Origin of the sequence: Polaribacter sp. Asnod6-C07, from assembly GCF_045063625.1 — a bacterium.
Classification (GTDB): Bacteria; Bacteroidota; Bacteroidia; order Flavobacteriales; family Flavobacteriaceae; genus Polaribacter; species Polaribacter vadi_A.
Genome location: NZ_JBEFOF010000005.1, coordinates 1,794,476 through 1,816,887 on the forward strand (window position 1 = coordinate 1,794,476; position 22,412 = coordinate 1,816,887).

Annotated in this window: 12 protein-coding genes; all 12 read left to right on the forward strand. The window is 31.8% G+C overall.

The window, feature by feature from the left end:
* The first annotated feature begins 44 nt into the window (after positions 1–44).
* The 12 genes from ACJJVK_RS07610 (at position 45) to ACJJVK_RS07665 (ending at position 22,403) form a co-directional block, all read left to right on the forward strand.
* Positions 45–3,047, forward strand: a complete 3,003-nt coding sequence (locus tag ACJJVK_RS07610) for a SusC/RagA family TonB-linked outer membrane protein (protein WP_405564802.1) — start codon at positions 45–47, stop codon at positions 3,045–3,047.
* A gap of 10 nt (positions 3,048–3,057) precedes the next feature.
* Positions 3,058–4,542: a RagB/SusD family nutrient uptake outer membrane protein gene (locus ACJJVK_RS07615; RefSeq protein ID WP_405564805.1), complete on the forward strand. Its 1,485-nt coding sequence runs from the start codon at positions 3,058–3,060 to the stop codon at positions 4,540–4,542.
* Positions 4,543–4,553: 11 nt separating this feature from the next.
* The gene (locus ACJJVK_RS07620) at positions 4,554–6,602 is read left to right on the forward strand and encodes a PKD domain-containing protein (protein ID WP_405564808.1); all 2,049 of its coding nucleotides are present in this window, start codon (positions 4,554–4,556) and stop codon (positions 6,600–6,602) included.
* A 10-nt stretch (positions 6,603–6,612) separates the two neighbouring features.
* Positions 6,613–8,286 (forward strand): family 16 glycosylhydrolase, encoded by a 1,674-nt coding sequence (locus tag ACJJVK_RS07625; protein WP_405564810.1) that lies wholly within the window; start codon positions 6,613–6,615, stop codon positions 8,284–8,286.
* 99 nt (positions 8,287–8,385) lie between these two features.
* On the forward strand, positions 8,386–9,666 hold the full coding sequence (locus tag ACJJVK_RS07630; protein ID WP_405564811.1) for a glycoside hydrolase family 2 TIM barrel-domain containing protein: 1,281 nt from the start codon (positions 8,386–8,388) through the stop codon (positions 9,664–9,666).
* Between the two features lie 59 nt (positions 9,667–9,725).
* Positions 9,726–13,181: a hypothetical protein gene (locus tag ACJJVK_RS07635; protein ID WP_405564814.1), complete on the forward strand. Its 3,456-nt coding sequence runs from the start codon at positions 9,726–9,728 to the stop codon at positions 13,179–13,181.
* Positions 13,182–13,186: 5 nt separating this feature from the next.
* Entirely contained in the window at positions 13,187–15,004 is a 1,818-nt protein-coding gene (locus tag ACJJVK_RS07640; RefSeq protein WP_405564816.1) for a glycoside hydrolase family 3 protein, read from the forward strand.
* Positions 15,001–16,290, forward strand: coding sequence for a glycosyl hydrolase family 17 protein (locus ACJJVK_RS07645; RefSeq protein ID WP_405564819.1), 1,290 nt, complete (start codon positions 15,001–15,003; stop codon positions 16,288–16,290). Before ACJJVK_RS07640 ends, ACJJVK_RS07645 begins: the two co-directional genes overlap by 4 nt.
* 6 nt (positions 16,291–16,296) lie before the next feature.
* Positions 16,297–17,793: a glycoside hydrolase family 30 protein gene (locus ACJJVK_RS07650; protein WP_405564822.1), complete on the forward strand. Its 1,497-nt coding sequence runs from the start codon at positions 16,297–16,299 to the stop codon at positions 17,791–17,793.
* Between the two features lie 25 nt (positions 17,794–17,818).
* Positions 17,819–19,246, forward strand: a complete 1,428-nt coding sequence (locus ACJJVK_RS07655) for an MFS transporter (RefSeq protein WP_405564825.1) — start codon at positions 17,819–17,821, stop codon at positions 19,244–19,246.
* A 15-nt stretch (positions 19,247–19,261) separates the two neighbouring features.
* Positions 19,262–20,176: a glycosyl hydrolase gene (locus ACJJVK_RS07660; RefSeq protein WP_405564828.1), complete on the forward strand. Its 915-nt coding sequence runs from the start codon at positions 19,262–19,264 to the stop codon at positions 20,174–20,176.
* Positions 20,177–20,504: 328 nt separating this feature from the next.
* Positions 20,505–22,403, forward strand: a complete 1,899-nt coding sequence (locus ACJJVK_RS07665) for a T9SS type A sorting domain-containing protein (RefSeq protein ID WP_405564831.1) — start codon at positions 20,505–20,507, stop codon at positions 22,401–22,403.
* The last annotated feature ends 9 nt before the right edge of the window (positions 22,404–22,412 follow it).

The window sequence follows — 22,412 nt, forward strand, 5'->3', positions numbered from 1 at the left end:
AAATTTAACTTTAATTTTATGACAAACTATAAACATATTAATTGATGAGAAAAAAAGTCATACTGTTACTCCTTTTACTGGTAGCTTTTTGTGTAAAAGCACAAACAATAAATGTAAAGGGTGTTGTAAAAGATGCTAAGTCTGGTGATTTATTGCCAGGAGTTAGTATAATAATTAAAGGCACAACTATTGGAACTGAAACTGATTTTGATGGGCAATTTAGTCTGTCTAATGTAAAAGAAGGTGCAACTTTAGTCTTTAATTATTTGGGGTTCTCCCAAAAAGAAGTGATCGTAAATCAACAAGTTATTAATATTTCATTAGAAGAGTCAGCAGAAGCTTTAGATGAAATTGTAGTTGTTGGTTATGGAAGACAAAAGAGAAAAGATGTTACTGGTTCTGTTTCTATTGTTGGTGAAGAAACTTTAGAGGTTTTAAAACCTATAGATGCCACAACAGCTTTACAAGGTACAACTTCTGGTGTTGCTGTTAACTTATCTTCTGGTGCTCCAGGTGCAAAAGTTAATATTTTAATTAGAGGTGTAAGTTCAAACACAAATAATCAGCCATTAACAATTGTAGATGGTTATGAAGGTGATTTAAATAGTATAAACCCAAATGATATCGAATCAATTACTGTATTAAAAGATGCACAAGCAGCTATTTATGGTATAAAAGGTGCAAATGGTGTTGTTTTAGTAACTACTAAAATTGGTAGTAAAAACAAAAAAGCTACTGTAAAGTACGATACTTATGCAGCCATTCAGCAAACAACAAAAAGATTAGATTACTTAAATGCAACAGAATATGCTTTAGTTTTAAACGAAGCTTATGCTGCTAGTGGTCAATCATTACCATTTAGTAATGTTAGTCAATTAGGTACAGGTACAGATTGGCAAGACCAATTATTTAATAATGCTTTATTAATGAATCATAACATCAGTTTATCTGGTGGTGGAGAAAATGTAAAGTATTTTGTTAGTGCTTCACGTACAGAACAAGATGGTATTATTGCTAAAGAAAAATCAAATTTTGTTAGAAATAATATCAAACTAAACTTAGGTGTAGATATAAGTAAAAAATTAAATTTCTCTTTAATAGCAAACTATTATACAAGTGCTTCTCAAGGGTTTGATGGTTCTTTATTATTTAACGGATTAAATTATGCGCCTACTTTTGGGGTAGATGAAGATGATACCAATAACTTTTTAGGTATAGAGGTTGTAAATCCTTTATCATTATTAAGTAATACTTATGGCGAAAATAATGGAAATGGAATTGAAGGTAACTTTAAATTACAATATAAGCCAATAGAAGGTTTAAATGTAGTTTCTAGAGTTGGTTATAAAATATATAACGAAAAGCAAAGATCTTTTACGCCAATTCAAAATTATGGTTCTAGTAAAGTTTATAATCAAACACAAAGTTCTGTTTATCAGTTTAAAGCAACTTCTACAAGAGTGCTTTGGGAAACTTTTGCAACGTACACAAAATCATTTGATGAAACACACAACACAAGTATTACTTTAGGTACAAGTGTTCAAAACGATTTGTTTGATGGTATTTATGCAACAGGATTCGATGTTCCTAATAATTCTTACGAATTTGCTGATATCAGTTTAACCAATTCTCAAAGCGAACAAAGAAGTATCAATACTGGTAATGGCGATGTTAGATTAACATCATACTTTGGTAGAGTTCAATACGATTATAAAGGTAAATACTTATTCTCTGGTTTAATTAGACGAGATGGAGCATCTGTTTTTGCAGAAGATCAAAGAGTAGATAACTTTTGGTCTGTTACAACTGGTTGGAAAATGTCTGATGAAAATTTCTTAAAAGACAATAAAACAATTTCTTTCTTAAAATTAAGAGCAAGTTATGGTACACTAGGTAATTTAGTTGGAGATAACTTATACAGATCTTTATTAAATGGAGAAGGTACTTATGTTTTTGATGGTTCTTTGGTAGATGGTACAGCTCAAGGAGGTTTGCCAAATCCACTAGCAACTTGGGAAACAGCAGAAAAATTAGACATTGGTTTAGATATTAATTTATTTGATGATAAATTATCTTTTGTTGCAGATTATTTCGAGGAAACAAGAAAAGATTTATTAATTCAAAATTTCCCAGTTTCTGGTTTATTAGGTGCAGGTGCAGCAGGTGGTGCAAATCCAACAGTTAATGCAGGTACTTCTAAAAATACAGGAGCAGAATTGGCTATTAACTATAAAGCAATTTCATCAGACGATCTTACTTTAAACTTTGGTTATAATGTTACGTATGTAAAAAACAATGTAACTGATGTTTTAGATGATGCTTTTGTAGAGGGTGGAGGATTTGCTATTGGTAATTTAGCACCATCAAGAATGGAAGTTGGGCAACCAATAGGTTATTTCTACGGATTAGTAACAGATGGTATTTTTCAAACACAAGCAGAAGTAGATGCTCATCCTTCTCAATCTGGTTTAGGTGCTTCTAGTACATCTCCTGGAGATATCAGGTATAAAGATACCAATAATGATGGAGTTGTAGATTTTGATGATAGAGTAAATATTGGTAATCCACAAGCCGATTTTTATATGGGCTTTAACATCTCAGCAACCTATAAAAATTGGGATTTTACTACCTATTTATATGCAGAACTTGGTAAAGATATGGTTAGAAATTTCGAACGTTTTTTACCAAATGTTAACAAACCTGCTTACTACTTAGATAGATGGACAGGCCCTGGAACAAGCAATTCTGTACCAAGACTTACAAACGATGCAACTAACAATAAGTTGTTCTCAGATTTCTTTGTAGAAGATGCTTCTTTTTTACGTTTGCAAAACATCCAATTAGGATACAATTTTGCTCCAGAGTTATTAGAAAAAGTAGGTTTATCTAAAGTTAGATTATATACTTCTATTAATAATTTATTCACAATAACAGAGTATACAGGTTTCGATCCATCTATAAATGGTGGAGCAATAGGTGCTGGTATTGATTCAGGGAATTACCCATCAGCAAGACAGTTCTTAATAGGTTTAAATGTTACATTTTAAAAAATAAAAGATGAGAAATTACAACAATAAAATAAAATTAGGAATCATCTTTATAGCCAGCTTATTCATTTTAAGCGCATGTGCAGATGAGTACTTAGACAATTCTAAAATTTACGCAGAAGATTCTGAATCTTTTTTCAATTCAGAAACAGATTACTACAATGCATTAGTAGCTGCTTACGATCCTTTACAGTACACGTTTATCAATGTGTTAATGGGCGAAATTGCATCTAACAACACACTTTGTGGTGGAGAGAGTGCAACAGACGTTCCTGGTTATCAACAAATTGATGATATGACGCATACACCTGTTAATGCACAACTTCAAAATCTTTGGAGCTGGATGTTTGGTGGTGTAAATAGAGCAGCATATATCATAGAATTTCAAGATAAAACAGATTTTACAGGCAAAGAAGTTATCATTGCAGAAGCGCGTTTTTTAAGAGCTTATTACAACTTTGAGTTGGTAAAATGGTTTGGAGATATTCCAATTAAAGCAGAAGGACGTTTTGTTTTGGGTGATGAAAAAACAATTCCTAGATCTTCAACTTCGGATGTTTACGCACTAATAGAAGAAGATTTAGAATATGCAGTAGCAAATTTAAACTACACAGCACCACAAACTGGTAGAGCAACAAAAGGTTCTGCACAAGCTTTATTGGGTAAAGTATATTTATTTCAAGATAAGTTTGATGAGTCAGCTGCTGTTTTAGAAAACTTAATTCAAAATGGAGGCTATGTCTTAGAGTCTGATTATAGTACAATTTTCGAATTTGCTGGTGAAAACGGATCAGGAGCAGTTTTTGAAGTACAATATACTGATATAGAAGGTGCGGGTTTCGAGTGTTTACAATGTAGTGAAGGTAATGTAGCAGTAGGTTTTCAAGGAGTAAGAGGTTATGATGGAGATTTGTTTACATCAGGTTTTAGTTTCAATGTACCAACACAAGAAGTTGTAGATGAGTTTGAAGCTGGAGATAATCGTAAAGAGGTTGCTATTTTAGATATCGAAGCTTGGTCTGCATCAACAGGAGCTGCTTTTACAACAGGTTATGAGCATACAGGTTATTTTAATAGAAAGTATTTACCTAGAAAAAGAAGTGGAGATGCAGCAGGAGATTTAAACCTTACAAATCCTAATAATTACAGAGCAATTCGTTATGCAGATGTTTTATTAATGGCTGCAGAAGCTTATAATAGAAAATCGAGTTCAGATGATGTTAAAGCAAAAATCTACCTAAATATGGTAAGAGAAAGAGCTTTTGGTAATTCAGATAATAACATTACAACAACTGGTACTAACTTAACAGCTGCAATCTATAAAGAAAGAAGAGTAGAATTAGTTGGTGAAGGACATCAATTTTTCGACTTGGTAAGAACAGGAAGAGGAATTCAGATACCTGGTTTTACAACAGGTAAAAATGAAGTGTTTCCTATTCCTTTAGAAGAAATACAGTTTTCTCAAGGAAATTGGTCGCAAAATGATAATTATTAATTTTTAGAAGTATGAAAAAACTGAAAACAATATACAAAGCATTAATTATATTATTAATGATTAATGCATGTACAGAAGATGATAGAAGTTTAGACTTCTTAGATAATATTGCAGCGCCAGCTAACGTGGCTGCAGCATATAGTGTAACACAAGATAATTCTGGTTTAGTAACAATTACACCAACTGCAGATGGAGCAATTTCTTTTGATATTACTTTTGGAGATGGAACAGCAGAGTCAGAAAGCATGGAAGCTGGGCAAAGTGTTCAACACACTTATGAAGAAGGTACTTATCAGGTTACAATTGAAGCATATAATACAAATGGAGATTCAACAGTAGCAACTCAAGAATTGGTAGTATCATTTCAAGCTCCACAAAATTTAGAGGTAACTTTAGAAAATGATAGCTCTAAATCAAAACAAGTAAATGTAACAGCAACAGCAGAATTTGCAACTACTTTCGAGTTTTATTCTGGAGAAACTGGAGTAGATCAGCCAGTAGCAACTGCAAATATTGGCGAAGCTATTGCTTATCAATATGCAACTGCAGGTACTTATGCTGTAAAAGTAGTAGCAAAAGGTGCTGCAGCAGAAACAGCAGAATTTACAACAGATTTCGAAGTAACAGAAATCTTAGCACCAACAAATGCTGCAATTACACCTCCTAGTAGAGATGCTGCAGATGTAGTCTCAATTTTTAGTGATGCATATACAAATGTTACTTTAAACGAATTACCTACAGATTGGTCTTTATCAAGTTTTGAAGCAACAACTATAAATGGTAATAATGTTTGGTTGTTAACAAACTTAGATTTTTTAGGTATGGTAACCAATTATGATGCAGGTATAGATGTTTCATCTATGGAAAAATTACATATTGATTATTGGGTGCCAGATGGAGTAGAAAACGAGTTAATTGTAAAAATTGTAAACACTGTAGATGGTGGAGAAGATGAAGAATCTTTAGGAGCAACAGTTGGTGGTTCTTGGCAAAGTATAGATTTAGATATGACTGGTTTTGATGGTGGAAATCTTGCTAACAAGACTAAAATTACTCAGATTTTAATTGATGCAGTAGATACAGAAGGAGTTGTTTATGTAGATAACTTTTATTTCTATAAAGAAAGTACAACACCAGTTTCTGGAGTAACACCAATTACTTTTGAGACAGATTATGAATTAAGTTCTTTTGATGGTGGTGCAGCTTCTGTAATAGCAAACCCAGATACAAATGGTAATACATCATCTTCAGTTTTAGAATTGGTAAAAAATGCGGGTCAGCCATGGGCAGGATCTAAAATTACAATTCCTACTACTTTCGATGTTTCTAATACAACAGTAACAGCAAAAGTATGGTCTCCAAGAGCAGGTTTAAATTTATTATTAAAATTTGAAGATGCTACACCTTGGCCAAATACAGTTGCTTCAGCAGAAATTACAGCAACAACAACAGGCGCAAACGCTTGGGAAGAATTAACATTCGATTTTTCAGGAATAAGTACTACTGTAGACTTTAATAATTTAGTTTTAATTATGGATAATGGTACAGAAGGAGATGGTTCAGCTAATTATACTATTTATTTAGATGATATTTCTTCTACACCTATTTTAGATTTTGAACCAGATTTTGAATTAAGTTCTTTTGATGGTGGTGCAATTTCTGTAATAGCAAATCCAGATACTAATGGTAACACTTCTGCTATGGTTGCAGAATTGGTAAAAAATGCAGGTCAACCTTGGGCAGGTTCTAAAATAACAGTGCCTTCTCCATTTACTTTTACAAATGGTACAAGTGTTAAAGTAAAGGTTTGGTCTCCAAGAGCAGGTTTAAATTTACTACTAAAATTTGAAGATGCTACAGCTTGGCCAAATACAATTGCATCAGCAGAAATTACTGCAACTACAACCACAGCAAATGCTTGGGAAGAGTTAACGTTCGATTTTTCTGGAATAAGTACGTCAATAGATTTTACAAACTTAGTTTTAATTATGGATAATGGTACAGAAGGCGATGGTTCTGCTAACTACACTATTTATCTAGATGATATATCACAATTTTAAAATATTAAATATGAAAAAACTTAAAAATATTTATATAGTTCTATTTTCTATGTTGATGGTCTTTTTTGGCTGTCAAGAAGATAACTATAATTTCGGTGAAATTGTAACACCAACAAATATTGTAATTACTGCAGAAATTGTTGGTCAAGATACGAGTAATCCAGATTTAGAATATGGAGATGGTAGTGGAACAGTAAATTTTACAGCTGTTTCAGAGAACGCATCATCTTATGTGTTTTATTTTGATGGAGTTGCAGATAAATCTCCATCTGGTCAGTTAACAAAAAGGTTTTCTAAAGTAGGTGTAAATACATATACAGTTGTTGTAAAAGCAAATGGTACAGGTGGTTTATCATCAACAGAAACTTTAGAAGTTGAGGTTTTTAGTTCATTTACAGATGAAGAAGCAGAAAACTTTTTAAGTGGTGCAAACATTGGCGATAGCAAAAAATGGTATTGGCAAGCAGATAAAGATGTGCACGTTGGTTTAGGTCCTGTTACTGATGATTATGGAAATGGAGAATTTGCATATGAAGCTTGGTGGAATGGAATTAAAGCTTGGGATGATGAAAAAAGCTGTATGTACGATAATGAGTTTGTGTTTACAAGAACTGCAAACGGACTTACATTTGAGCAAACTGTTGGGCCAGCATTTGTACCTGGTACTTATGCAGATGTTTTAGGTGTTGCTGGTGACACTTGTCAAGATGAAACAGTTGCAACTTCTATGTTTGGTGTTAAAAATGTATCATTTGGGCCATCAACATCAAAAGCAGCAACAGAAGGTTCTTATAATAATGAGCCTTATAGAGGTACAAGTTTCGAAATCTCTGAAGGAGGTTTTATGGGGTGGTTAGTTGGTTCTAGCACTTATGATATTATTTCTGTTACGAATGATGAGTTAATTGTTAGAATTATTCAAGATGGAGATGGTTTTGCTTGGTATCATAAATTTACATCAACAAAACCTGTAGAAGGTGCTGTAAGTTATACCTACAATAACTTAGTTTGGGAAGACGATTTTAATACAGATGGTGCACCAGATGCTGCTAATTGGACCTACGATTTAGGTGCAGGTGGTTGGGGTAATGATGAATTACAAACTTATACAGATAATGCAGAAAATGCAAAAGTAGAAGGTGGTTCTTTAATTATTACTGCTAAAGCTGATGGTAGTGGAGGTTATACATCTGCAAGATTAAAATCTCAAGGATTACGTAAATTTACCTATGGTAGAATAGAAGTTAATGCAAAATTACCTGCATCTCAAGGTACTTGGCCTGCAATTTGGATGTTGGGTTCTAATTTTCCTGATGTTGGCTGGCCAAAATGTGGAGAAATTGATATTATGGAACAAACAGGGAGTGATAAAAATACCACTTTAGGGACTTGTCATTGGTTTGATGAAGCAAGTCAATCTAAAGCAGATTATGGTACAACAACTTCAGTTGCAAATGCAGATTCTGAGTTTCATTTGTATACGTTAGAGTGGACAGATGCATCAATAAAAATTTATGTAGATGGTGTTTCTTTCTATGAATTAACAAATAGTGCAGATTTACCTTTTAATGCAGATTTCTTTTTAATTCTTAACATAGCAATGGGTGGTACTCTTGGTGGTACTGTAGATGCTGGGTTTACAGAAGATACAATGGAAATAGATTACGTAAAAGTTTATCAATAATATTTTTATTTTAATTGGTTTAAATAAGGTCAGTTTAGATTGGCTGGCCTTATTTTTTTATTCTTAATTCAGTTTTAGATTTTTTAAAATTCAAAATTTATGAAAACTCTTTTTATAGCTTTATTTAGCATTTTACTAACCTTAAACTCTTGCGCACAAAAAGATAATGTTACTGTTGTAAGCAATGAACAAGGAGTGAAATTAAAGGTAAATGGAAAAGATTTTTTTATAAATGGTATGAATTGGGATTACTTTCCAATAGGCGCAAATTTCGAATACAGCCTTTGGAATCAATCAGAAGATTTTATAGAAAAAGCATTAGAATCAGAAATGAGTTTATTGCAAAAAATGGGCGTAAATACAATTCGTGTGTATTCAGGTATTCCATCAAAATGGATTACTCATATCTATAAAAACTACGGAATTTACACAATGTTAAATCACTCTTTTGGTAGATATGGCAATACAATAAATAACCAATGGATTCCTGTTACAGATTACAGAAACCCAGAAACTCAAAAAGGTTTATTATCAGAAGTTACTAATATGGCTAAGGCTTATAAAGATACTCCAGGATTACTTTTATTTCTTTTAGGGAATGAGAATAATTATGGACTTTTTTGGGCAGGCTCAGAAACAGAAGACTTTCCTGATGATGAAAATCAAAAAAGAGAAATGGGCGAAAAAAGAGGAAGACCAATGTACAAGCTCTTTAATGAAGCTGCAAAATTGATAAAAGAAATTGATAAAAATCATCCTGTTGCAGTTTGTAATGGCGATTTATTATTTGCAGACATGTTTGCAGACGAATGCAAAGATGTAGACATTTTTGGTACAAATATGTATAGAGGTAAATCTTTTGGTGATGCTTTTGTAAGAGTAAAAAAAGAAATTAATAAACCTATTCTTTTTACAGAATTTGGTGCAGATGCATTTAATGCAAAAACCAATGCAGAAGATCAGAAAATGCAAGCTTATTTTATGATCGAAAACTGGAAAGAAATTTATTTAAATGCAGCAAACTTAGGTAATGCAAATAATTCAATTGGCGGATTTACATTTCAATTTAGTGATGGTTGGTGGAAATACGGGCAAACCAAAAACTTAGAAATTCACGACAATAATGCATCATGGTCTAGTGCAGGTTATCATTTCGATTTTACAGAAGGTAGCCAAAACATGAACGAAGAATGGTTTGGAATCTGTGCAAAAGAAACTCCAGATCAAGAAGGTTTTTATGTGTTAAAGCCAAGAGTGGCTTATTATGCAATTCAAGAAATACATCAACTAAATCCTTATAAAAAAGGACTTACAAAAGAGTTTATATCAAACTATTTTAAAAATATTCAGGCAAAACATACTGGTTTAATAAAAGAGTAAAACAAATATCGATAGCCTAAAAATTATCAAAAGAAAAAATCAATATAATAAAGAAAAAAATGAGCAAAACTGTTTCTTACAAAGACAATGTAAACTCGAATCCTAATACAGCTATAACAGGAGAGTTGGTAACTTTAGAAAACGAATCTTACTATAAAATATCTAATAGTCATACAATGCGTCCTTTTTTTATGACGATTGTTTCAGACTCAAATCACTGGATGTTTATTTCTAGTAATGGAGGTTTAACAGCCGGAAGAAAAAATGCAGAATACGCAATTTTTCCATATTACACAGACGATAAAATTACAGAACTTGCAGAAACTACAGGTTGTAAAACAATTTTTAGAATTGCCAAAAATGATAAAACTGTTTTATGGGAACCTTTTTCTGAAAGACAAGCAGGTTTGTATAACATCACCAGAAATGTTTACAAAAACGAATATGGAAACAAGGTGATTTTCGAAGAAATTAACGAAGATTTAAACCTAACTTTTAAATATCAATGGAGTTCTTCTGATGAATTTGGTTTTGTTAGAAAAGCAAGTTTAATCAATAATGCTGATGAAAATCTGGATATTTCTATTTTAGACGGATTTCAAGACATCATTCCTTATGGTGTAGGTTCAGACATACAAGGTATTCGAAGTAATTTGGTTGATGCTTATAAAAAATGCGAATTAGAAGCAGATGCAGGTTTAGGTATTTATGCTTTAAGTGCTATTATTGTTGATAAAGCAGAACCAAGTGAAGCCTTAAAAGCTAATTTAGTTTGGTCTTTAGGCTTAAAAAATCCAACCTATTTATTATCATCTTTACAAGTAAATAACTTTAGAAGAGGTGTACAACTTCAGCAAGAAGTGGATATGAAAGCAGAAAAAGGCGCATATCTTATAAATGCTGATATTCATTTAGCTGGTAATTCAGAAAAAAAATGGTTACAAGTTGCTAATGTAAATCAAACAGTTGCAGATGTTACTCGTATTTCTGAGTTGATTAAAACCAATGATAGTTTAGAAGAACTATTGCAAACCAATATTGAAGAGGGTACAAAAAATTTAATCAATTTAGTTGCAGCTTCTGATGGTTTACAACTTTCTAATGATCCATTAATTAATACAAGACATTTTTCTAACACACTTTTTAATATTATGAGAGGTGGTATTTTTGACGATAATTATACCATAGAAAAAGATGATTTTACAACATATTTATCAAAAGCAAACAAGCAATTATTTGCAGTTAAAAAAGAATCTTTAGCAAATTTACCAGAAAAATTTACGCTAACTTTTATTAAAAATTTGGCAGAAAACGATGCTGATAAAGATTTTAAACGTTTGTGTTTAGAGTATTTACCATTAAAATTTAGTAGAAGGCATGGAGATCCAAGTAGACCTTGGAACAAGTTTTCTATCAATACAAAAAGCGAAATTGACGGCTCTAAAATTTTAGATTACGAAGGGAATTGGAGAGACATTTTCCAAAACTGGGAAACTCTTGCACATTCATATCCTCAATTTATTGAGAGTATGATTCACAAGTTTTTAAACGCCACTACTTTTGAGGGTTACAATCCTTACAGAGTTACAAAAGGTGGTTTTGATTGGGAAGTAATAGAAGAACACGATCCTTGGTCTTACATTGGTTATTGGGGAGATCATCAGATAATTTACTTGCTAAAATTCTTAGAGTTTATAGAGAAACATTATCCTTCTAAACTAGCAGAATTGTTTAATGATGACATTTTTGTGTACGCAAATGTGCCTTACATTATAAAACCGTATGCAGATATTTTAAAAAATCCAAAAGATACTATTGATTTTGATTATCAATTAAATGCAAAAATTGACGAAAAAAGAGCAGAAATTGGTGCTGATGGTTCTTTAATTACAGATAAAAATAACAACGTTCATAAAGTTAATTTAATAGAAAAACTTTTGGTTACAGTTTTGGCTAAAGTATCAAACTTTATTCCAGAAGGTGGTATTTGGTTAAATACACAAAGACCAGAATGGAATGACGCCAATAATGCTTTAGTAGGTAATGGAGTATCTATGGTTACCTTAAATTACCTAAGAAGATTCATTAATTTCTTTGAAGGAATTGTCGCAAATGCGGATGTAAACGAAGTACAAATTTCTGATGAAGTCGCTACTTTATTTGCAGAAATTGTAGAAACTTTAGAAAATAATGAAGCTATTTTATCTAGAAAAGTTACAGATAAAGAAAGAAAAACGGTTTTAGATGGATTAGGAAATCCTGCAAGCGAGTATAGAACTACGATTTATAAAAATGGATTTTCATCAAACAAAACCACAATTTCAAAAAGCGCATTAGCACACTTTTTAGAAATTACCAAAAGTTATTTAGAGCATAGTATTAGAGCAAACAAACGTTCAGATAATATGTATCATGCTTACAATTTAATGACAATAGAAAATGACGATGAGGTTTCTATTTCTTACTTGTCAGAAATGTTAGAAGGGCAAGTTGCAGCCTTAAGTTCGGGTTATTTATCACCAGAAGAAGCATTGGCTTTATTAGATGGTTTAAAAGCATCTGCGTTGTTTAGACCAGATCAATACAGTTATATTTTATATCCGAATAAAGATTTACCAAGGTTTACACAAAAAAATAATATTGAAGTAGAACAAGTTGCAAGCTCTAAATTATTACAGCAATTAATTGCTGATGGTAACACCACAGTTGTAGAAAAAGATGTTTTAGGAAACTATCATTTTAACGGAAATTTCAACAATGCAAATAGTGTAAAAGAGGCTTTATCAAATTTACCTGAAGCTTATGCAACTTTAACTTCTGAAGATTCAGAAACGGTTTTATCAATATTCGAAGCCATTTTCGATCATAAATCATTTACAGGTCGTTCAGGAACTTTCTTTGGTTACGAAGGACTAGGTTCTATTTATTGGCATATGGTTTCTAAGCTGTTATTAGCAGTTCAAGAAAATTGTCTGTTGGCTGTAAAACTTGGCGAAAGCGAAAAAGTAATTGGTAGATTATTAGATCATTATTACGAAATAAATGCAGGTATTGGTGTGCACAAATCACCAGAATTGTATGGTGCTTTTCCAACAGATGCCTATTCTCATACACCAGCAACTAAAGGAGCACAACAACCAGGAATGACAGGTCAAGTAAAAGAAGATTTACTAAGTAGATTTGGCGAATTGGGTGTGTTTGTGCAAGAAGGTAATGTTGGTTTTAATCCAAGATTATTAAAAGATTCAGAATTTTTAAAAGAGGCTAAAGCATTTAACTACATAAATGTAAATAGCGAAAAAGCCTCACTAAAGATTGCTGAAAATCAGTTGGCATTTACGTATTGCCAAGTACCAATTATTTACAGTTTATCTGATAAAAATGAAATTGAAGTAGTTTTAAATGATGATAAAAAAGTCGGCTTTAATAGTTTGGTTTTAGACAAAGAAATAAGTACAAAAATGTTCGATAGAACAAATGAAATCAATCATATAAAAGTTTCGATAGTTAAATAATTTTGATGAAAATCAGGCCATATACATATCTAATTTATTGCTTTTTATTTATAGGGTTTTCCTGTAATAAAGAAGTAAAAGTTAGTGATGAAGAAATTATAGAGCAAAAGGTAGATTCTCTTCTAAAGTTAATGACTTTAGGAGAGAAAATCGGCCAAATGTCGCAAATAAGACATTTTGATGAAGCTGCTGATTCGCTTATAACTTCTAATTATATTGGTTCAATTATTCATACAGAAGGTTCAACTCCTGGTAAAACTGCTTTAGAGTGGCAAAACCGATTTATAGAACTTCAAAAGAAAGCTTTAGATACAAGATTAGGCATTCCTTTATTAATAGGTGTAGATGCTGTTCATGGGCAAAACACTTTTAATGGAGCTACAGTTTTTCCTCATAATATTGGTTTAGGAGCTACACAAAATGAGCAATTAATAGAACAAATAGCAAAAATAACGGCTTTAGAAAGTCAAGCTACAGGCTTTAATTGGGTGTTTTCGCCTTGTGTTGCTATTCCTTTTAACGAAAAATGGGGAAGAGTTTATGAAGCCTTTTCCGAAAGTACTGCCTTAACAGAAAAGTTAACAAAAGCAGCTATAAAAGGGTTACAAGCTAATTTAAAAGATGCAGAAACGGTTTTAGCAACTGCCAAACATTTTATTGGTGATGGCGCAACCGATTTTGGTGTTGAAGGAGGTAATACATCTTTAACCGCCCAACAAATAGAAAGTTTTTTATTACCACCTTACAAAACAGCTGTCAAACAAAATGTTGGTGCTGTGATGGCTTCTTTTAATAGAGTTTCTGATATTTCTATGCATGCACACAAAGCATTAATTATAGATACTTTAAAAATCGGAATGAATTTTAAAGGGATTGTAGTTTCTGATTGGCAAGGCTATTCTAGGTTTGGTAAAAATGATATCATAAATGCAGGTGTAGACATGGTTATGGCTGTAAATGGTAATCTAGAAGGATATCAAAAAGGATTAAAAGAAGGTGTAGAAAACAAAACGGTTTCTCTACAAAGAATAGACGATGCTGTTAAAAGAATTTTACGACAAAAGTTTAGATTGGGTTTATTTAAAAATCCTTTTCCATATACAACTTTAGCAAATGTTGTCGGAAAAAAAGAACACAGAGAAATTGCAAAACAGGCTGTAAGAGAATCTTTAGTATTACTAAAAAATAAAGACAAAGTGCTGCCAATATCAAAAACTGCTAAGAAAATTGTGGTGGTTGGTGAGCATGCAAATTCTGCTGGTTTACAATCTGGAGGTTGGACCATCAATTGGCAAGGAACTAAAGAAAATTATAAAGGTGCTACTACCATTTTAGACGGAATTAAAAATCAAACTAAAGCCGAAGTTGTGTACGATTCTCTAGCTACAAAAAATTATTTTGATGCAGATGTTGCCATCATCGTTGTTGGAGAAACACCTTATGCAGAATTTTTTGGAGATATTGGTCATGAGTCTAATCAGTTAGAATTAACGTTAACAGAAGCACATCAACAATACATAAAAACTTACCAAGAACAAGGTGTAAAAACGGTTGTGGTTTTAGTGTCTGGTAGACCTTTGGTAGTTACTAATCAAATACAAAAATCAGAAGCTTTTGTTGCAGCTTGGTTGCCAGGTTCTGAAGGAGATGGAATAGCAGAAGTACTTTTTGGAGATTATAATTTTTCTGGAAAACTACCACATTCTTGGCCAAAATCCGAAGAAGATTTTAAACATAAATATGGTCCCAATTTTTGGGATAAAACAATTGAACCTTTATTTCCTTTCGGATTTGGGTTAACCTACGAAACACACAATAAATGAAATCAAAATTAAAAATAATAATACTCCTTTTTGGCTGTATAATTGGTTTTGGGTGTAATTCTAAAAATCAAGATAAAAAAGAAGTTAAGCAAGAAATTAAGAATAAAATGACTGCAAAAGACATATTAGGCAACCCAGATTATTTAGCAATATCTTATGGTGGGTATAGAGAAAAATCCAGAGAAGACAATCAACCTACAATATCAGAATTAAAGGAAGATTTAAAGTTGGTGCATGCTATGGGCATTCGAATTATAAGAACCTATAATGTACAACCTAAATTGCCTCATGCAGCGAATATTTTAGAAGCAATTCATCAATTAAAACAAGAAGATTCATCTTTCGAAATGTATGTGATGTTGGGTGCTTGGATAGATTGTTTAAATGCTTGGACAGAATTAGATCCTAATCACGATATAGAAAGCGAACAAAATAAAGAGGAAATAGATAGAGCAGTAGCTTTGGCTAATAAGTATCCAGATATCGTAAAAATTATTGCAGTTGGTAATGAAGCTATGATTCGTTGGGCAACTAGTTATTATGTGCAACCAAGTGTAATTTTAAAACATGTAAATTATTTACAAAACCTAAAAAAGCAAGGGAAATTAGATAAAGATTTATGGATTACAAGTTCAGATGATTTTGCTTCTTGGGGTGGTGGAGACCCAACTTACAGAGTAAAAGATTTAGAAGATTTAATAAAGGCAGTAGATTATGTTTCTATGCATACTTACGCGTATCATAACTCACATTACAATCCACAATTTTGGAAAGTGCCAGAAAATGAACAGCATTTATCAGATTTAGAAAAAATTGATAATGCCATGTTGCGTGCTTTAGAATTTGCAAAAATGCAATACAAAAATGTTTCAGATTATGTAAAAAGTATAGATGCAACCAAAACTATTCATATTGGCGAAACTGGTTGGGCAACAGTTTCTAGTGGTCATTATGGAGTTAATGGTTCTAGAGCAACAGACGAATATAAACAAGGTTTGTATTACAAACATTTAAGAAATTGGACCAACAAAGCAGGTATTTCTTGTTTTTATTTCGAAGCTTTTGATGAGCAATGGAAAGATGCACAAAATCCTTCAGGATCAGAAAATCATTTTGGTTTATTCACTTTAAAGGGTGAAGCTAAATATCCAATTTGGAATTTAGTAGATGATGGAGTTTTTAAAGATTTAAAAAGAGGAGGTAACCCAATTACCAAAACGTTTAATGGAAATAAAGAAGAATTAATGAAAACGGTTTTAGTTCCAAATACAGAATATCAAAGATAAATAATTATGAAAAAGACAACCTATTTTTTATATACACTACTATCATTTATGATTTTAAGCTGTCAACCTAAACCAGAACAATTAACTGTAGATGTTTACGAAACTTCTGCAAGCGGAAATAGTTTAACAAAATTAGATGATTTTTCTTCGGATGAAAATCAAGAGGAATTCATTCAAGTTAAATTATTCCCAGCACAAAAAAGACAAACAATTACTGGTTTTGGGGGTGCTTTTACAGAATCTTCTGCGTATTTGTTAAATCGTTTAAGCAAAGAAAAAAGAGACACGATAATTCAGGCTTATTTTTCTACAGAAGGTGCAAATTATTCATTGACAAGAACACACATGAATTCTTGCGATTTTTCAATTTCTCAATACTCGTATTCGCCTGTGGCTGATGATGTAAATCTAGAACATTTTTCTATTAAAGAAGATAAAGACGATTTAATTCCGATGATAAAAGATGCAATGAAAGCTTCTACAGACGGATTTAAAATTTTTGGATCTCCTTGGACAGCAGTTCCTTGGATGAAAGATAATAACAAATGGGTAGGTGGTAAATTACTGCCAAAATATTATGATACTTGGGCATTGTTTTTCTCTAAATATGTAGATGCTTACAAAGAAGAAGGTATAGATATTTGGGGGTTTACTGTAGAAAATGAACCTTTAGGAAATGGTAATAATTGGGAAAGTATGCATTATTCACCTGATGAAATGACCAATTTTGTACAAAATCATTTAGGGCCAAAATTAGAAGCAGATGGTCATCAAGTTAAAATTTTAGGATACGATCAAAATAGAGAGCATTTAAAAGAATGGATAGACTCTCAATACAAAAACGAAGCAACTTCTAAATATTTTGATGGTACAGCCATTCATTGGTATGCAAGTACTTATGAAATTTTTCCTGAAGAGTTGCAGTATGCACACCAAAAAGCGCCAAATAAATATTTAATTCAAACAGAAGCTTGTGTAGATTCTCAGGTTCCTGTTTGGCAAGATGATGCATGGTATTGGAAAAAAGAAGCTACAGATTGGGGTTGGGATTGGGCTCCTGAAAAAGACAAATATTTACATCCTAAATACGCTCCTGTAAATAGATACGCCAGAGATATTATTGGTTGTTTAAATAATTATGTTGATGGTTGGGTAGATTGGAATATGGTTTTAGATACCAAAGGTGGGCCAAATTGGTTTAAAAATTGGTGTATTGCACCAGTTATTGTAAATCCACAAACAGATGAGGTTTATTTTACGCCTTTGTATTATACACTTGCACATTTTAGCAAATTTATAAGACCAGAAGCAAAAGTTATTGAAGTTGAAAATGGGGATAAAGATTTAATGATTACAGCTGCAGAAAACCTTGATGGAACAATAGCTGTAGTTGTTTTTAATGAAAAAGAAACTCCTAAAACAATACAACTTTCTTTAGGAGAAAAAAACATCAATATAGCTATAAAAGGTCAAGCTATTCAAACGATTGTTGTTAAAAACTAAACCAAACTAAATCCAAGATAAAACGATGTCAGATAAAATATTAAAAAAAGGGAAAGTGGCAATGGGTCAAAAAATTGCTTTTGGAATAGGGATGTTTGCAAACCAAATGTTTCCTGCTATTTTGGGTATTTTTATGGTTGTTTTGGTACAAGATTTGGGTTTTCCAGGCTGGATGTGGTCTTTAATTTACTTCTTTCCAAGAATTTTTGATTCTATAACAGACCCAATTATGGGTTTTATTTCTGATAACACAAAATCTAAATGGGGTAGAAGAAGACAATATGTTTTAATTGGCGGAATTATTATGGGAATTGCTTACATATTTATGTGGCAACTTTTTAAAGAAAACTCATTACAGTTCAATTTTTGGTATTTTTTCTTATGGTCTATAGTTTTTTATTTAGGCTTAACATTTTTTAGTGTGCCTTATGTAGCTATGGGCTATGAAATGAGTGATGATTTTCATGAACGTACAAGTATTATGGCTATTGCACAATGGATTGGGCAATGGGCTTGGGTAATTGCACCTTGGTTTTGGGTTATTATGTACGATCCAGAATGGTTTCCATCAGCAGAAATAGCAGTAAGAGAATTGTCTATTTGGGTAGCAATACCTTGTGCAATTTGTGCTATTGTACCTGCAATATTTATTAAAAGCGAATCTACTTTAGATAAAAATTACGAACCTTTAAACACCTCAAACATTGGTCAGAGTTTAATAAAAATTAAAGATAGCTTTAAAGAAGCCTTTAAAATTAAAGTATTCAGAAAATTATGTGGAGCTACTTTTTTAATTTACAATGCATTTAACACAGTCGCTGCATTAACTTTTTTTGTAATTGTTTACAAATTATTTAATGGTGATGCAGGTAAAAGTGGAATTTGGGTTTCATTATTTGGATGTCTAGGTGCACTAGGAACAACTTTTTTAGTAATACCAATAATTACCAAAATGTCTAAAATCTGGGGCAAGAAAAAAGCGTTTTTAGTAGCTCAAGGAATATCAATAATTGGTTATGTAATGTTATGGTTTTTATTTGTGCCTGGTAAACCATGGATGTATATAATTGCTTTGCCATTTTTCTCTTTCGGAATTGGAAGTTTATTTACAATTATGATGTCTATGACAGCAGATATTATAGATATAGATGAACTAAATACAGGAAAAAGAAGAGAAGGTATATTTGGTGCAATTTATTGGTGGATGGTAAAAGTTGGTTTTGCTATTGCAGGCGCGTTAAGTGGAGTAATTATTGGTATAGTTGGTTTTAATCCAGATTTACCAACTATAGACCAACAATCTGCAGTAGATGGTTTACACACATTTTTCTGTTTTTTCCCAATTGTAGGTACACTTATAGCTATGTATATTATGAAAGATTATGATATTGATGAAAAACGTGCTAGCGAAATAAGATTAGAATTAGAAAAAAGAAAGCAAAAACATAATTAATTAGTTTATCAACAAATGTCTTATAGAAAAGAACAACATATCTCAATTCAAAAAGCTAAGAGCTTATATAAAGAGAATATTGGTATAGAGTTTAATGATTATTCAGAGATTGAGTTAAAAACACTTTGGAAAGAAACATTAGATAATGGAATACATGGTATTTGTTTTAGCATGTATGAAGATGGTCAAGAACCAGGAGATACAATTACAGAAGAACAAGTAGAAAGAAGAATAAAAATATTAAAACCTCATGTTAAATGGATTCGTTCTTTTTCTTGCATAGAAGGTAGTGAGCACATTCCTAGAATTGCAAAAAAGTACGGATTAAAAACCTTAGTTGGTGCTTGGCTAGGTGAAGATTTAGATAAAAATAAAGAAGAAATAGAAGGATTAATTAGTCTTGCAAAAGAAGGATGTGTTGATATTGCTGCTGTTGGTAACGAAGTTTTATATAGAAAAGAATTAACAGAGCAAGAATTGCTAGTTTATATTAACAATGTTAAAAAAGCAATTCCAAATATTAAAGTTGGTTACGTAGATGCCTATTATGAGTTTTCTAAAAGACCAGCAATTACAGAGGCTTGCGATGTTATTTTAGCCAATTGCTACCCATATTGGGAAGGTTGTAGTATAGAATATTCTTTAAATCATATGCATGAAATGTATAGTTTGGCTAAAGAAGCTGCAAATGGAAAGAAAGTAATAATTACAGAAACAGGATGGCCAAGTAAAGGAAGCAGTTTAGGAGGTGCGCATTCTGGTGCCGTTAATGCAATGAAATATTTTATAAACTCACAGGTTTGGGCAGAGGTAGATGAATTAGAAATGTTTTACTTTTCTTCTTTTGATGAATCTTGGAAAGTTGGAGATGAAGGAGATGTTGGTGCTTTTTGGGGATTATGGGATAAATATGAAAATCTCAAGTTTTAAATAATAAAAATATAAAATCAAGTTAATAATCAGTGTAAAAAATTTTACACTGATTTTTTTTGTAGTTATTTCAAAATTCATACGTATTTTTTTAAACTACTGATTATAAGTGATAAAAGAGCTATACATTACCCATACAAAAGATTACTTATTGTTTTTTCTACATATTTTATATTAGCTTTTTATAAAAGCTAAATGTACTGATAGTGCGTATTTGATATAATATTAACTGTTTTTTTAAAAATGTATGTTTTTTGTAGGGGTAAAATTATTTTATTCGTAAATAATAGATGGTAATATTGAATGATATTAATTTAAACTATATACAATGAAAAAAATTACTTTATTAATTGCCTTATTGATTACATCTTTAGGGTTTTCTCAACAACAAGAATATATTTTCGATTTTGAAGATGATGGTCCAGATGGTACTGCTTCTAATTGGCTTACTTTTGATAATGAGCCAGCTGCTGCAGAAATTGTAGATAATCCAGATTTAGACGGAGTTAATGCAACAGCTTCTAAAGTTTTAAAAGTAGTTATGGGGCCAGGCAACGCTTTTTATGCAGGTGTTAATAATGGTTGGGAACAATCAGCTTTTGGTACTTGGAAAATAGATATGGCAGTTCCATCAAATTTAACATTAACTATGGATGTTAATAAAAACTATGTGGGTACTGTTGGTATAAAAATGGCAACAAATACGGGAGGAACTACATTTCAAATTACAGATCAAAATGTAGGAAATACAGTAGTAGATGAATGGCAAACTATAACTTTCGACCTTTCTGGCATCAATCCAAATGGAGATTTATCAAACATTAGTCAATTGGTAATTTTTGTAGATTGGACACAAGATATGCCAGATAGAGCAGAAGGAAGTACTATTTATATTGATAATGTGAAATTTGGTGCAGAAAAATTAACAGATCCTGCTGTTTCTGGTGGTTCAGGTTCAAGTACAGCACCAACTGATGCTCCAGGAACACCTACTTTAGCAGAAGCTGATGTAATTTCAATATTTAGTGATGCTTATACAGATTTAGCAGCAACTTGGAATCCTGGTTGGGGCCAATCAACAGTTTTAGCAGATGAAACTATTGCCTCAAATCCTGTAAAAAAATACTCAAGTTTAAATTTTACAGGAATTGAACCAACTGCGGGTACTATTGATGCTACTTCTATGACACATATAAATTTAGATTATTGGACAAGTGATGCTGCAGAAATCAAATTTAAATTAGTAGATTATAAAGGTGATGGAGCTTGGGGAGCTGATAACTCTGAATTTGAAGTTACAAAAACAACAACAACTGGTGATTGGGTTACTTTAAGTATTCCACTTACAGAATATACTGGAATTAGTTTTAATGATATTGGTCAATTAGTATTAAGTGCTACAGGAGCTACAAACCCTGTTTATATTGATAATATCTACTTTTCTAATGGAGAAGCTACTTCAGGAGGTGGTAGTGTTGCAATAGCACCAACAGATGCACCAGCTGTGCCAACTTTAGCAGAAGCTGATGTAATTTCAATTTTTAGTGATGCATATACAGATTTAGTATCAACTTGGAATCCAGGTTGGGGTCAATCAACAGTTTTAGCAGATGAAACTATTGCCTCAAATGCTGTAAAAAAGTATTCAAGTTTAAATTTTACAGGAATTGAACCAACAGCAGGTACTGTTGATGCAACTGCAATGACACACATAAATTTAGACTATTGGACAAGTGATGCCACTGAAATCAAATTTAAATTAGTAGATTATAATGGAGATGGAGCTTGGGGAGCTGATAATTCTGAATCTGAAGTTACAAAAACTGCAACAACTGGTGCTTGGGTTACTTTAAGCATACCTTTTACAGAATTTTTGGGTATTAGTTTTAATGATATTGGCCAGTTTGTTTTAAGTGCTACTGATGCTGTAAATCCTGTTTATATTGATAATATTTACTTTTCTAATACAAGTGTTTTAAGTACTAGTTCGATTACTTTAGAAGAATTGAGTTTTTATCCTAACCCTACTTCTAGAAACTTAAACATTTCTGCAGCAAACAATATTAAAAATGTTGAGATTTATAATGTTTTAGGTAAAAAAATGATGAAGGTTATCATTAATAAAACTAGTGATTCAATAGATGTGTCTAATTTAGCTTCTGGTATTTATTTAATAAAATATAATATTAATGATGCAATTGGTACAGCAAAATTCATTAAGAAATAAATTAATAAT

What these genes read in the sequence shown, in the direction of transcription:
- ACJJVK_RS07620 (WP_405564808.1), top strand. Translation starts at nt 4,554, where the DNA reads ATGAAAAAACTGAAAACAATATACAAAGCATTAATTATATTATTAATG.
- ACJJVK_RS07625 (WP_405564810.1), top strand. Translation starts at nt 6,613, where the DNA reads ATGAAAAAACTTAAAAATATTTATATAGTTCTATTTTCTATGTTGATG.
- ACJJVK_RS07645 (WP_405564819.1), top strand. Translation starts at nt 15,001, where the DNA reads ATGAAATCAAAATTAAAAATAATAATACTCCTTTTTGGCTGTATAATT.
- ACJJVK_RS07665 (WP_405564831.1), top strand. Translation starts at nt 20,505, where the DNA reads ATGAAAAAAATTACTTTATTAATTGCCTTATTGATTACATCTTTAGGG.
- ACJJVK_RS07660 (WP_405564828.1), top strand. Translation starts at nt 19,262, where the DNA reads ATGTCTTATAGAAAAGAACAACATATCTCAATTCAAAAAGCTAAGAGC.
- ACJJVK_RS07640 (WP_405564816.1), top strand. Translation starts at nt 13,187, where the DNA reads ATGAAAATCAGGCCATATACATATCTAATTTATTGCTTTTTATTTATA.
- ACJJVK_RS07610 (WP_405564802.1), top strand. Translation starts at nt 45, where the DNA reads ATGAGAAAAAAAGTCATACTGTTACTCCTTTTACTGGTAGCTTTTTGT.
- ACJJVK_RS07615 (WP_405564805.1), top strand. Translation starts at nt 3,058, where the DNA reads ATGAGAAATTACAACAATAAAATAAAATTAGGAATCATCTTTATAGCC.
- ACJJVK_RS07630 (WP_405564811.1), top strand. Translation starts at nt 8,386, where the DNA reads ATGAAAACTCTTTTTATAGCTTTATTTAGCATTTTACTAACCTTAAAC.
- ACJJVK_RS07650 (WP_405564822.1), top strand. Translation starts at nt 16,297, where the DNA reads ATGAAAAAGACAACCTATTTTTTATATACACTACTATCATTTATGATT.
- ACJJVK_RS07655 (WP_405564825.1), top strand. Translation starts at nt 17,819, where the DNA reads ATGTCAGATAAAATATTAAAAAAAGGGAAAGTGGCAATGGGTCAAAAA.
- ACJJVK_RS07635 (WP_405564814.1), top strand. Translation starts at nt 9,726, where the DNA reads ATGAGCAAAACTGTTTCTTACAAAGACAATGTAAACTCGAATCCTAAT.